This window comes from Scytonema hankhaensis NUACC26 (genome assembly GCF_045865695.1).
Taxonomy (GTDB): Bacteria; Cyanobacteriota; Cyanobacteriia; order Cyanobacteriales; family Nostocaceae; genus Scytonema.
On record NZ_BAACAP010000176.1, the window covers coordinates 1 to 14,293 of the forward strand.

At 43.0% G+C, this 14,293-nt stretch carries 10 protein-coding genes; 8 read left to right on the forward strand and 2 right to left on the reverse strand.

The window, feature by feature from the left end:
* From ACKTT2_RS15905 to ACKTT2_RS15930, 6 genes are all read left to right on the forward strand, one after another.
* Positions 1 to 2,074 (forward strand): CHASE2 domain-containing protein (locus tag ACKTT2_RS15905; protein ID WP_407888531.1); only part of this gene is annotated, 2,074 nt, incomplete at its 5' end.
* Between the two features lie 63 nt (positions 2,075 to 2,137).
* Positions 2,138 to 2,920 carry a DUF928 domain-containing protein gene (locus tag ACKTT2_RS15910; protein WP_407888533.1) on the forward strand — a complete coding sequence of 261 codons (783 nt, stop codon included), beginning with the start codon at positions 2,138 to 2,140 and terminating at the stop codon, positions 2,918 to 2,920.
* Between the two features lie 374 nt (positions 2,921 to 3,294).
* Positions 3,295 to 3,795 (forward strand): calcium-binding protein, encoded by a 501-nt coding sequence (locus tag ACKTT2_RS15915; protein WP_407888535.1) that lies wholly within the window; start codon positions 3,295 to 3,297, stop codon positions 3,793 to 3,795.
* Positions 3,796 to 3,808: 13 nt separating this feature from the next.
* Positions 3,809 to 5,950 (forward strand): filamentous hemagglutinin N-terminal domain-containing protein, encoded by a 2,142-nt coding sequence (locus tag ACKTT2_RS15920; protein WP_407888536.1) that lies wholly within the window; start codon positions 3,809 to 3,811, stop codon positions 5,948 to 5,950.
* Between the two features lie 242 nt (positions 5,951 to 6,192).
* Entirely contained in the window at positions 6,193 to 6,618 is a 426-nt protein-coding gene (locus ACKTT2_RS15925) for an element excision factor XisH family protein (protein WP_407888537.1), read from the forward strand.
* Positions 6,594 to 6,998 carry a XisI protein gene (locus tag ACKTT2_RS15930; protein ID WP_407888538.1) on the forward strand — a complete coding sequence of 135 codons (405 nt, stop codon included), beginning with the start codon at positions 6,594 to 6,596 and terminating at the stop codon, positions 6,996 to 6,998. The genes ACKTT2_RS15925 and ACKTT2_RS15930 overlap by 25 nt, the downstream gene beginning before the upstream one ends.
* Before the next feature lie 394 nt (positions 6,999 to 7,392).
* Here the strand turns inward: ACKTT2_RS15930 and ACKTT2_RS15935 are convergent, their stop codons facing one another.
* Positions 7,393 to 10,074 (reverse strand): CHAT domain-containing protein, encoded by a 2,682-nt coding sequence (locus ACKTT2_RS15935; RefSeq protein WP_407888540.1) that lies wholly within the window; start codon positions 10,072 to 10,074, stop codon positions 7,393 to 7,395.
* A 127-nt stretch (positions 10,075 to 10,201) separates the two neighbouring features.
* Positions 10,202 to 13,009 (reverse strand): two-partner secretion domain-containing protein, encoded by a 2,808-nt coding sequence (locus ACKTT2_RS15940; RefSeq protein ID WP_407888541.1) that lies wholly within the window; start codon positions 13,007 to 13,009, stop codon positions 10,202 to 10,204.
* A 491-nt stretch (positions 13,010 to 13,500) separates the two neighbouring features.
* Here ACKTT2_RS15940 and ACKTT2_RS15945 point away from each other — a divergent pair, with 491 nt between their 5' ends.
* Both ACKTT2_RS15945 and ACKTT2_RS15950 read left to right on the forward strand, forming a co-directional pair.
* A complete protein-coding gene (locus ACKTT2_RS15945) occupies positions 13,501 to 13,929 on the forward strand; it encodes a TMEM165/GDT1 family protein (protein ID WP_407888611.1) in 429 nt (142 codons plus the stop codon).
* Positions 13,930 to 13,991: 62 nt separating this feature from the next.
* A complete protein-coding gene (locus ACKTT2_RS15950) occupies positions 13,992 to 14,291 on the forward strand; it encodes a TMEM165/GDT1 family protein (RefSeq protein WP_407888543.1) in 300 nt (99 codons plus the stop codon).
* The last annotated feature ends 2 nt before the right edge of the window (positions 14,292 to 14,293 follow it).

Here is a 14,293-nt window from a genome sequence, read left to right on the forward strand (position 1 = left end):
CGATGGCTCTATAAAAACGCGAATTTCAGAATGTTCTCAAAAAGCTAAGATATTAATCGATCGCCTGCACAAGTGGCTTGACTCTGAAGAATTTCGCTGTATAAACAACACATTACGTGAAGAATTAAAACGAGATGAAATCATTCGAGTCCTAATTCGTACTGATAATCAGGACTTACACTGTATTCCCTGGCATTTGTGGGATTTTTTTAATAGGTATTCATTTGCAGAATTTGCCATCACCGCGACAGCATCTGAAACCCCTCCAAAACCACCCCGTAAACCTAAAGTAAGAATTTTGGCGATTCTGGGTAATAGTCGCGGGATTGATGTTCAACTAGATCGTCAGTTGCTAGAAAATTTACCAAATGCTGAGACAGTTTTTTTAGTAGAACCGCAACGCAAAGAGCTAAACAATTATTTGTGGCAGCAGTGGGATATTTTCTTTTTTGCTGGGCATAGTGAAACTGCTAATGATATTGGTCGTATTTATATTAATAAAACTGATAGTTTAACAATTGAAGAGTTGAAGTATGCTTTAACAAAAGCGATCGCACAGGGGTTACATTTGGCAATTTTTAACTCCTGTGATGGTTTGGGATTAGCACGGCAACTTGCTTCTTTACATATCCCGCAGTTAATTGTCATGCGACAACCAGTACCAGATGAGGTAGCACAGGAATTTTTAAAGCATTTTCTCACAGCTTATTCTGGTGGTAAACCTCTATATCTAGCATCGCGAGAAGCGAGGGAAAAGCTACAGGGCTTGGAGGATAAATTTCCCAATGCAACTTGGTTGCCAGTTCTTTTCCAAAATCCCAGAGTTGTCCCGCTAGCTTGGAAAGAATTAAGCATTCCAAAAACTGAGACTAGATATCATTTGATGAACGTGCTGATGGCAAGTGTATTTGTCACAGCAAGTATAATGGGAGTCCGCTATTTAGGAATGCTACAACCTTGGGAGTTGCGGGCTTACGACCATTTCATGCAACTGCGACCAGCAATTGAAAGCTCAGATCCGCGTTTATTAATAGTAACCGTTGATGAGGCAGATATTCATTATCAGAACCAGAAGGGGATGAAAGGGCGAGGGTCGCTTTCAGATAAGGCACTAGCTCAACTGTTGCAAAAACTCGATCGCTATCAACCAACAACTATTGGTATAGATATTTATCGTGATTTCTCTGTAGACTCTAACTATCCAGATTTAATAACACGCCTAAAGCAGGATGACCGGATTTTTGCAGTGTGTAAAGTTCCAGCCGATCTTGATGGCGCACCTGCTGGTATTTATCCCCCTCATGAAGTCCCAACAGAACGCCAGACTTTTAGTGATTTTGTAGCAGATGATGATGATGTCGCACGTCGTCAGTTATTGTATCTTACCCCTCCTCTCCAGTCTCCCTGTACAGCAGAATATGCTTTTAGCCTTCAGCTTGCACGTCACTATTTGCTTAATAAAGGTATCGAGGCAAATATCACTCCAGAAGGGTACTTACAAATTGGCAAAGTTGTGTTTAAACCATTAAAGGAACACTCAAGTGGTTACCAACAAGTCAATGCAGGGGGTTATCAAGTCCTGCTTAATTATCGTTCTTTAGGCAACCAGGAAAAAATTGCTGATTCCATATCTCTTAAAGATGTACTAAATGACCATGACCAAATTAACCCTGAGTTACTAAAGAACCGTATTGTCTTGATTGGAATTACAGCCCCAAGCAGTGCTGATTATTGGAGAACTCCTTTAAACAACAAAAAAGTACCGGGCGTATTCGTGCAAGCACAAATGATCGGTCATATCCTCAGTGCTGTTGAAAACCAACGCCCTTTGTTGTGGTGGTGGTCTTGGTGGGTGGAAGCTTTTTGGGTGTGGGGATGGTCGTTGGTAGGAGGAATTATAGCGTGGCGATGTTCCAAGTCACTGTACCTTGGGTTAGCAGTAGCCGGGGCGCTATTAATACTATTTGGAATTTGTTTTGGCATCTTTACACAAGCCGGATGGATACCATTGGTTCCGCCTGCCTTAACATTAATATTAACCGCTATAGCTGTAGTAGGGAGGATACGAAAGTAAAATTCCGGAATACAGGCGTTGCCTGCTGATGTTATAAATACCTCGGCATTTGGACATTTTATTATGAAACTTGCTGGCGTTATCCCCGTGATACTCCTTTGTCTTGGGAGTTACTCTCCACAAGTACACGCACAAGTTACCCAACCGACTCAGACTTCTAATTCTAATACACAAAAACGCCTTGAGAAATTGAAATTTCCACGTAATGGCGCACCCACTGGGCGTCGTCAAGGAGGGGCAAGGCGTAATGGCTGCCCAAACCTGAACCAGTCTGTGACTGCTTTGGTTCCAGGTGAGAGAACTGTGAATGATGAATCGGTATCTTTCTTAGCATTGACAGTCTCTGAGTATCCAACCTTTTGGGTTTATGTGCCAGAATTACCCACCAACTTGCGCTTTGGAGAGTTTATATTTCAAGATGAAAAGGGTAAAAATATTTACCAAACAGCTTTGACCTTGCCAGAGAAGTCTGGTGTTATTGGCATTACTCTGCCACAAAATCCGCAATATGCCCTTAAGCAAAACAATAAGTATCAATGGTATTTCAAAGTTTATTGTGGCGAGCCGGAAAATACATCTGATTATTATTATGTAAAAGCATGGGTACAAAGAGTTGCTCTCACCCCGAATCTTGAAAATCAGTTAAAGGCAGCAAAACCAGGAAAATACACGGTTTATGTTGTTAATCAAATTTGGCAAGATGCCCTAACTAATTTAGCTGATATGCGCCGTATTAATTCAGGTTCTTTAGTACTTGCACAGGACTGGAATGATTTGTTAAAAGCGGTTGGGTTGGAAGAATTTGCTCGAGCACCCATTGTTGGGCGTTATGGTCTGGAAAGATAATCGTGATTTCGCTAATGCGGTGCATAAACAGGTGTTATAATTTTGATAATGAAAATGTTAATAGCGCTATCCTAGCGTAAGTATTTTGTTAATTAAACCAAGTAGTTAACAGGGCGCTGACTTACCACAACTTATTAAAGGAGCCGTATTTGAGATGAATCAATATTGGCAGCGTTAGTGTTGGGGATTGGCGTTAGAAAATTTGTTAGTGGTGGGGAGAGCGATGCTCTCATAAGAGGGCAACCCACTTAAGTAGGTATTGCCCAAAGGGCAGAGGTAAAGCCGAATGCCAAATTTTATACCCTAACCTAGAGCACCTGGAATGCAAGTCAAGATAAACAGTTAAATCACTAAATTCTCAGGAAGTAACAAAGATGGCAATTATTTATGGCACTTCTGGAAATGACTCGGGTCTAATTGGGACTGAACTAGCTGACGAAATATACGGACTTGAAGGGAATGACACTCTCACTGGTGGAGCAGGTAACGACTACTTAGAAGGGGGACTTGGTAATGACACTCTCACTGGTGGTGCGGGTAAAGATACCTTTGTCCTTTATTACTCAGGTGGCGGTATTGATACCCTGACAGACTACACAGTTGGCACAGATTCGATTAGTATTACTTCTGCTCGTAATAGACCCTCGATCGTTAGTGACGTTAACGGTGTTACTGTTGACTCTACTCAGTCCACAACGGATCTACTAACGTTTGGATACTTTGCACCGCCCCCTAATTATTTGAGATATGACGCAGCTACTGGTGCTCTATCTTATCTTACGCAAACCAATCATTGGGACCAGATAGCCCAGCTACCTACTGGACTTAATTGGAATCAGCTTAAAAACGATATTGACGGTAATCCATCTGTTTAAGGAGGTAAATTTTGTGGTGTCAAGAAGCTGGCTCGCTCGGCATTGCCAGTTAGGACTGTCGGGACTGATTCTAGTTGGGTTGATTGTAGGAGAAGGAGATAATCCTACCTTTGCTCAGGTTACTGCCGATCCCTCTTTAGGAACTCAGGTGATACCTCAAGTAACGCCCGACGGCACTACCTTGGAAATCAAAGGAGGTACAACCGTTGGCGATAGAAATCTATTTCATAGTTTTAGCAACTTTAGTGTTAACAGTAATGAGATAGTCGATTTTCATAACACCTCTACCATTAATAATATTTTAGTGCGAGTTACAGGGGGAAATCCTTCTAACATTCAGGGAATACTTAAGGCTAGGGGAAACGCTAATCTCTTTTTAATCAACCCTAAAGGCATCGCATTTGGAGACAATGCCGAATTAGATATTGGTGGTTCGTTTATAGGAACAACAGCGAACCAAATCCTGTTTCCCAATGGTGGAGAATTCTCTATGACTTCACCCGTCGATCCGCTAAATCCCTTGCTGACAGTGAATCCTTCTGCATTTCTATTCAATCAAATTACAGCCGAACCTACTGGTTCGATAGAAGTCAATGAAGTACGTCTATCAGTTGAAGATAGTCGGAGTTTACTGCTAGTGGGCGGGGATGTAAAGTTGGATGGGGGACGACTACGGGCTACAAGTGGTCGAGTCGAATTAGGAGGATTGGCAGAAGCGGGAACAGTAAGGTTAAATGTTGATAACAACAATCTCAGCCTAAGTTACCCAGAGGGAGTACAACGAGCAGATGTATTTCTTTCCAATCAAGCTATAGTAGGTGCTCCTGACAGCGCAGGTAGTATCCAAGTGCAAGGTAGGCGCGTTAGGCTTACCGATAATTCAGAAATTAGAATTATTAATACTTTTGGAGCGGAACCAGGAGGAACTTTGTCTGTAACCGCATCAGAGTCGGTAGAACTTTTGGGAGGAAGCCGCTTGCTGACTGGAACTGAAGGCACTGGAGAAGATGCTGGAAACTTAAGAATAGAAACTGGGCGGTTGATTGTTCGAGACGGCGCAGAAGTATCAGCTTCTACTCGTAGCCAAGGACGGGGCGGAACTTTATCTGTGACCGCAAAAGAATCTATACTAGACGGTATTGGAAGCGGTTTGTTTGTTGAGACCAGAAATACTGGAAATGCTGGAAACATAGAGATAGAAACTGGGCAGTTAACCGTTCGGAACGGGGCAGAAATTTCAGCTTCCACTGTTCCAGAGTCTACTGGACAAGGGGGAAGCATCACAGTGAAGACTGGACAATTCAATGTCCTGAGTGGGGCTAAAGTAACTGTCAACAGTGAGGGGTCAGGGAATGCGGGTTTACTAACAGTCAATGCTAGCTCTATTAAGTTGGATCGAGGAAAACTTGCAGGCACAACAGCATCTGGTAGGGGCGGGGATATAAGTTTACAGGTGCGGGATTTAATTCTCATGCGTAACAGCAGTGCGATCGCCACTACAGCTGCTAACAACGGTACTGGCGGTAACATCACCATTAATGCTTCCAATGGCTTTATCGTTGCTGGTAGAGGTGAAAATAATGACATTACTGCCGATGCGTTTGAAGGTCTGGGAGGACAAATTACGATTAGGGTGACTGATGTTTTTGGAATTGCACCACTTAGTCGCCAACAACTTAAAAGATTGCGTCCTGACGATTTAGATCCGAATCAACTTCCGACAAATGACATTACAGCAATTTCGCGGCAAAATCCTTCTTTAAGCGGCACTATAGAACTTAACACACCCGAAATCGACCCTAACAGTGGCTTAGTCAACTTACCATCAGTACCAGTTGACACTGAAATTGCCCAAGGTTGCAACTCTCCAAACTACGCCCAAAGCAGTTTTATCGTCACCGGACGCGGCGGCTTACCCTCCAACCCTAAAGATGTTCTAACTCCTGATGCTGTAGCGTTAGATTGGGTGACTCTCAACCCAAACATTGACAACCGTCAGAGTTCATCTGCTTCTACACCAACAAATTCTACGCCAGAACCTATAGTAGAAGCGACTGGGTGGGTGTTCAACGCCAAAGGTGAAGTAGTTTTCACAGCCGATGCACCCACCTCACCTCGTAGTTCTTGGCAAAAATCAGTTGAGTGCCGTACTTAAATTTTAGCTCAACATCATTCCTCGTTCAAGATGGAGCCGCTAAAATCGACTGTCGTCAATTGTACCTGAATTGCCTACAGCCAGCCGTGCTATGACTGTTGGGTGATTGCGTCCGTTGTACCAAATTTAGATGCGTTTGCTCTGGGAAACAAATAAAACCAGGTATGATTGTACAGGTAACACCCAGCGTTAGCAGCACAAGGGGTGTTATTTTTAAATGATATACTTGATCCCATCATACAATGCCTGCGAAAGACCTCTTCTACAAAACCGTTGAAACGGCACTGATACAAGACGGATGGATCGATATCAAATCCCTAAAACTTGATTATGATGGAACTACGCTTGAAATCGACTTAAGCGCCGACAAACTCCTTAGCGCACAAAAAGGGACAATTTATATTGCGGCTGAAGTAAAAAGCTTTGTTGCTCCTAGTGTCGTTTATGCCTTTCATCAAGCCATTGGGCAATACATTCATTACCGAATGGTTCTCAAGCACCAACGCCTCGATCGCACTCCTTATCTTGCAGTGCCCAACACCATCTATCAGCAACACTTCAGCAACCCATTTTTTCAAGATAGTCTAAAAGAAAATCAGATAAATTTGCTAATTGTGAATGCCATAACACATGAGGTCGATCGATGGATACCAAATCCAGAAAGCTAACCAATCTCACTGCAGTAGATTCTCAAAATCAAGTTGAGCCAAGTTCACAAGAAACATACCGTCAGATCATTACAGATATCTTTTCCATTCATGCCAACACACCAGATGTTAACCCACACGTTCAAACCATAACTGTATTTGATTTCCTACATGACCACTATCAACTATTGCGAATGGGGTGGACAGACTCTCACAAGCGCATTTTCAACCCAATTCTTCATCTCGATATTATTGAAGGTAAAGTCTGGATTCAAGAAAATCGAACAGATATCGATATCGGTGAAGAACTTTCCTCAAGAGGTATTCCGAAATCCGACATTGTTTTAGGACTGCACCCGCCTCATCTGCGACCCTATAACTCAGAGTATTCAATCACTTAATGCACATTGAAATTTCTAACGACATCGTAGATGTTACGCGCTCCTTGGTCTTCTATAAGTTGCCCTTGGAGCTACTTGAATCGATTGTGGAATGTCCCGAAGGGAGGGGCAAGAAGCCAGAAAAAACATAAATACTCCCGATTTTAGCGACCCTTATTTTATTCGTAATGAGCTAGAGCCTTCTAGTCAATTTTGCACCAATTATCTTTTAGTATTCCCGAAAGTGTTTGGAAGGTCGTGCTAGTTCTAGATCGTCCCGATCCAATACTACTCGGTTAACGAGAATTGAGGTGTCAGAACCCTGGTTTCTCCAAGAAACCGGGGTTCTAATTTCCGCTTATCCGAGTAGTATTGCGTCCCGAGCGAGGTATTTATAATGTAACTAAAAATACCCTTACAGCCAATTCCCCAGGAGCACATAAGGTGCCCAATGATATGGACTGTTATCCTTGGCAAAAACCGCAAGTTGAGCACGCTGCAGCGCTTCGGCTTTAGTCACCCCTGTCTGTAACTGTCGGTAAAATTCGCTCATGACATCTGCAGTAGATTGGTCATCCACTGACCATAGACTTGCCAAAGTACTGCGTGCGCCCGCCCGCACAGCCACTCCGGCTAATCCTAATGCTGCTCGTCTGTCTCCTAGAGCGGTTTTACAAGCACTTAGGACAAGTAGTTCGATGTTGCTTGACCTGCTCAAGTCGCTCACTCGCAGTAAACGATCGAATTCCTTTACTTTGAGCAGTTTATCCCAAGTGAGAATAAAGGTTTTTTCCGGATCGGAACTGAACTCACCATGAGTCGCTAAATGGACTACCGAAAACGGATCTGATTGCAGTTGCTTTTGCAGGTTCGTTTCAGTAAACTTCTGATTTAGCAACTCTTCACTCCTGGGTACCTCAGACTTGATTTCTTTTAATTCCCTTGGCACATTTTGCAATGCAGGAAAGCCAAAGCGTTCTTCGCCCACTCCCGCAGTTAAAGCATTTAGCCGTACCCGATGCAATGGTTTGGGGTCAAAAAGTCGCAAACCAGGGGTGAGGGCGATCGCATATTTCTCCACCAGATATTTCTGCTGCTGTCCGTCGTAGAGAACTCCCATTGGCACATTCTGCAACGAACTATCGAGTACAAACACTAAGGTTTTGATGCCACTCTTGGTTAATTCTGCTTGTGCTGGTCGAATTAACCAATCATATATCTCCTGCGACTTCTCCTGAACCTGAAAAGTTCCCGCCACATCTAATAAGCTTTTCCGCAAATCTTGTATGGTGCTTTCCACTTTCTCCTGAGGTACGAGGGTTGTGTATTTACGAAGTTCTTTTTGTTCGGGCAACGTGAGAATAACTTCTATGCGGTCTGGTAAAATAATTGGATACATAATTGCAGATTTTTTGTCTTGCTGAACCACAGTATCAATTTCTACTCTGGGTTCCACACAGGGCGAGCGAAAAAAGTTGTTCAGTTCTGCTAGTTGAAGCGATTCGATCGCATTACGAGCTTGCGTGAGATTGTACTGTATAGTTTCAGGATTTCCCTGACTTTGCAAACGCAAATCAACCAACTCCCGATACACCGGTTCCACACTTTCCCGAAAGGAAAACTGAATTTCTGGATTAGCGACTAAATCGCTACGCAGGGATTCAAGAGTTTTGAATGCTTCATCGTAGGCGGCGATCGCTCCTGGAATATCTCCTTGAGCTTTGAGTAAACGTCCCAACTGCCATTGCCACTGATAAGCAATATCCTGTGGAGCGAGAGTTTGGGCTATAATCAGTGCTTGCTTGGTCAGGTTTTGTGCTTCAGATAACTGCTTGGTTTGTTCGTACAATCCGCCCAGAGTACCGAGGGCATAAGATTCTGCTCGCCGATCTTTTAAGCTTCGCGCCTGCTTGAGAGCGGTGGATAATATCTGAGCAATATCCAGCCACGAGGGGTTGTTTGCGCTACTTTTCTTTTTTAATCGTGTTAAATTTTCAGCAAAGTTAATCTGGGTATATACTGTCATGCGGCTCGGAGGTAACTTGTTAATTTCCGGTTGAATTTGAGACGTCAAAGCCAACGCAGCAGAAATTTGCTCCTTTTCCACAAGTAAGCTGAGTTGATTCAGTTGTGCCTGAATGCGCGTGGCGGGTGGTGCAACAACAGCAGCTTGTTGATAGTATTTTAATGCAGCTTGAGTTTCTATTTCAGCCTCGGCTTTATAGTCAAGGCTGAGTTGCATTTTCCTCTGGGCGAGAGCCGTGTTACCTAAACTGAGCAAAGTATCACCAGTCGCTGTTGATGATTGTATTCGTTGTGCGATCGCTAAACTTTGCTCTAAGACCTTTCTAGATGTATTTAAATCACCAACGACTTTGAGGATATTACCGAGGCTACGCAGCCCTGTAGCTTTGAGTTGCGAGTCTGGAGAGCTTGTGAGAGTTGGCTCTAAATCAGTTAAAATCTTACTAGCCTGACGGTAAAGCCCCAAAGCTTGCATCGCTTGAGTAGTATTAATGCGGTTGCGGGTTAACGCAGCCTCATCGCCTATTTGCTTGTAAATCTTTGCGGCTTCCTGCCAAGTCGAGAGTGCTGCTTGAGTTTGTCCCTGTGCTAATTGTAACCGCCCTTGCACATCTAGAGCTTGGGCAAAGATGGCAAAACGCTGTTTTGAGTTGTCGCCATTTTTTAGAAGATTCAAACTTTGGGTAATTGCTTTTTCTGCTTGAGTCCACTGTCCTAGTTGCTGATACACTAGGGAAAGATTGCTCAAAGTCATAGCTTCATTGAGTTTATCCCCACTGGCTTGAAAGGCAGCAGCTTCTTGTTCCAACACCTTGAGCACTTCAGCAAACCTTCCAGCCTCATACAGTGCTTTGCCTTGTTGCACAGAATTTTCGCTTTGAGCCGTGCTACTTGGTGCCGTAGTGGTAGTAGAATTAACCGCCACAACGGTTGATAAAAGAGGTGAAACGACTGTGCAGAGAAACGCGGTAAGCAGCGCCAATAGACACTGACTCAGCCAACCCTTACGCAATCGCCTAGATATCAGAAAGGATGGTATTGTATAGAAACATAAAAACCGTTTTCTTGCCATGTTCTTTCCCTTAAATCAACACATATGAAAGGAATACTGGTAAGCGCACAATTGGGATTGTAAAGTGTCACAAGCCAAAAGACTCACCCACTGAGCTTGTCCTTGCCATGAGAAAATCCTTTGAAAATTAGTTTTCATGACACTTTGGTAGTGTTTGCCAAGAACTCTGGTGTTGTACTGGGACGGCTTGTGCTGTCAAAATGACTTCGCCTTTGGAACCGAATACCCAACCAGTCGCTTCAACTATTGAGGCTGGTGTAGTGCTATTTGGATTCGTGGAAATATTTGTACTTGAGTTTTTCTCTGCTTCAGGATTGAGAGCCACCCAATCGACTTCTACGGCGTCAGGTGAAAGAGCTTCGTTGGGGTTGGGGGGTAAGCCGCCGCGTCCGGTGATGATGAAACTGCTTTGGGTGTAATTCGGACTGTTGCAACCAACGGCTATTTTAGTGTCAACTGGTATTGTTGGCAATTCAACTAAGCCACTATTAGGGTTAACTTCAGGCGTGTTCAGTTCTATAGTGCCGCTTAATGTTGGGTTGGTTTGCGAAATGGCTGTGATGTCGTTTGTCTGTAATTTACTGGGATCTAAATCATTAGGGGCCAACCTCTTCTCAAGAGCTTGCCGACTAAGTGGCGCGATTCCAAAAATGTCAGTAGCTTTAATTGTGACTCTTCCACCACTACCACTAAACGCATTGGCGGTAATATCGCTATTTTCATTAGGGACAGCAACAATAAAACCTTTACGCGCATTGATAGTAATATTACCACCATCTCCTCCTACACTACCAGTTCCCGCAGTGGTGGATATGAAACTCTCATTGCGTAACAACAGTAAGTTTCCTATGTTTAATTGAATATCTCCGGCATTACCCGTGCTATTTTCCCCTGTAGCGCTACTAACTGTTGAGTTTTCAAGCAGAAAAGAATTAGTACTAATCTTGATTCCTCCGCCTTCTCCTGTACTATTTTTTTCCGTCTTGCTTACAATTGCTGCATCTTTAACCTGTAAAGAATTTGCATTAATGTTAATGTTACCAGCTTTCCCTGTACCTGATGTTTCAGTACTTAGAAAAGATTGATTTTGTAATTTAAAAGAGTCTGCAACATTGATATCTATTTCTCCAGCATTCCCTGTATTACTTGTAGTGCTAACTATACCAGCATTGTCTTCAATCTGCAAAGAATTTGCGGAAACTTTGATTTTGCCAGCGTTACCTGTACCCTCTGTTCCAATATTTAGGACAGCTGTTTGTAATTGAAAAGAGCCTACAACATTGATATCTATTTCTCCAGCATTCCCTGTACTGGTCGTGACGCTCCTGAATGCGCTCCTGTCCTCCTGAGAATTTTCAATCCGCAAAGAGTTTGCACGAATGCTGATTTTTCCAGCATTGCTTGCCCCAAAGGTATCACTTTTTATACCTGTTTCATTAAGTTCCAAAGAGCCTTCAACGTTAATTTTGATTTCTCCAGGTTGACCTGTCTTGAAAACACGACTAATTATACCTGCTTTTTTCGTCTTGAGAGAATTTGCACGAATGTCTATTGTCCCAGCCCTCCCTGTTTCACCGGAGTCGGTCTGTATACCTGCATAATTCATCACCATTAGACCGGCAACGTTAATGTTGATATCTCCTGCATTCCCTGCGCTTCCAAAGGATGCTAAACTACCGATCCCTATTCTTTTTGGCTCCGAACCGTCTAGCTGCAAAGAATCTGCTACTATGTTGATTCTACCAGCATTCCCTTGACTATAAGTATTAGTATTAATACCCGCTTTATTCTTTAAGATTAAAGAGTCTGCATTAATCTGGATTTCTCCAGCATTCCCTGTGCTCTGTTCGGCAGCCGTATTCACCCCACTGTTATTTTCAAGCGTCATGTTTTTGGCATCTAGTCTAATGAGTCCGCCATTCCCCGTACTATAGGTATTAGAGCTGATACTAGATTGATTAATCACTATAGAGTCTGCTTTTATACTGATTTCCGCCCCATTTATACTACTTTGGGTATCAGCTAGTAGAAGCGATCGCTCAGTAAGACTCATGTTCCTACCAGCGATCGCAATTCCCCCACCACCATCTCCTGTAGTACTCACGAACGAGCGATCGTTCAACTGAATGTTACCAAAACTGGTTAGCTCTTCATGACTAAAGTTCCAAGGTTGTTGAAGGTTGACGGATTGATTGCTTCCAACACTCACAATTTCAATCCTTCCGGATGGTGCTTTAAGAATACCACCTTCAAGGACAACATTTCCGCCAACAAGTGCTAAAGTTTGCCCCGATTTGACTTGCAATCCCTGACTTTTGGTGTTAACTGTGCCACGGGGTTTGTATTGACCTAAATTGGTAATCTCTTCATAATTAATATCGTGTCCTACTCCCTTAAGTATAATTTTTTCGGGATTGGAACCGAATTGCAGCCCAGTTGGCACACTGATAGTCAACAGGGGTAGAGACTGAGTATTGCTGGCGCTAAACTCAAAACCGTCTGCAAACTTTATCCGACTCGCCGTGCTAGCCAAAAATGAGCCACCAACATCCAACCGTGCATTCTGCCCAAAAATAATCCCATTGGGATTTATCAAAAACAAGTTGGCTGTACCCAAACTGCGAATCAACCCATCAATGTTAGATACAGATCCACCTGTTACCCTACTAATAATGTTCTGAATGTCAACAGGATTGTTAAAAAAAGCTGTAAGTCCGGTGGGAACAGAGAACTCTTGAAAAGAGTGAAATAAATTGGCTCCTGCCTGAGTTCCCCCTGTAATATTGAAGGTGTTCCCAATTGGTGTAACTATAGTATTGTTCGGTAAAGTCCCATCTGGGGATATTTGAGCTTGAACACTATTTACAAAAAAACTATACGCACCACTTATTGCAATTCCAATCAACCAGCACCAATGAGAACTCATGTTAGACATATAGCAGCACCTACACTTACAAGCATTCATTCCTAACAAGTAGCATCCCCTAGCACCGCTTTGTAGTTGCACTAGTGTTCGGTAACCACATTTACAGCCAGCCAAAATCACATCTGACTACTTCTCAACTTCAGACAGACTGCTTTTACGCAACACCCACTATTTCTTTACTAAACTTATTATTAAGTGATAAGAAAAACCCCGCCCAATCATTAGACTGTGCGGGGGATGCTGTAATTGGTGTCGCGGCACCTACTTAGATCTCCGTTTTAGAAACACGAGTTTACGCATAATTTGCTGTTTCTTTACAAAAATTTATTAATTTTCAAGAAACTCTGCTGTTGTCAGTGCTTGAGTAAGTATAAGTTGCTCATTTTTATGCTTTCAGTCATCAGTGACTACTGAATAACTATAAGATAGGTTGCAATTTGTAAAAAAGGTTGAGAAAATGAGAAGAATATGAAAATAAATTAGTGACACAGATACCACCCGTGAAACTTGACTCCGCACCTCTCAATCATTATCATCTGTCTGAAGCTGAAAACCAACTAGAAGTTAAACAAGATAAGGATTATCGTTCAGTAACTTCCTTAGTTGAGATTCCACCATCTTTAGTTGTTGACGAACCCCCAAAGCCTCAGAAGGCAATGGTTATCTTTACAACAACCTTTGTGACCATATTTCTGGCGGAAATAGGAGATAAGACACAGCTATCAACCTTATTAATGAGCGCACAATCACAATCTCCATGGGTGGTTTTCTTAGGATCTGCAAGTGCGCTTGTCATGACTAGTTTACTGGGTGTTCTTTTGGGAAGTTGGATGGCTAGCCGATTGTCTCCTAAAACTGTAGAAAAAGCATCCGGAATCATGCTGCTGTTCATTTCCGTCATGCTGTTTTGGGATTTGTTAATACAGTGAGCAGTGAGCAGTGACCGGTGACCAGTGACCACTAACAACTAACAACTAACTAAGAACAAATTATGGATTGGCATCTTTTGGGATTAAGCTTCATAACAGTATTTTTGTCAGAACTGGGGGATAAAAGCCAGCTAGCAGCGATCGCACTTTCGGGGCGGAGTCAATCGACTCGTGCGGTATTTTTTGGGACGGCGGGCGCGTTGCTATTGACTTCCTTTTTAGGAGTCTTAGCAGGAGGAGCTGTGGCGGAGTTTTTACCGACAAAATTGCTGAAAGCGATCGCTGCTGTAGGGTTTGCTATACTCGCTATTCGCCTATTATTTTTTAATAATGAGGAAGCCTCAGCTGATACCGAGCCTTAATT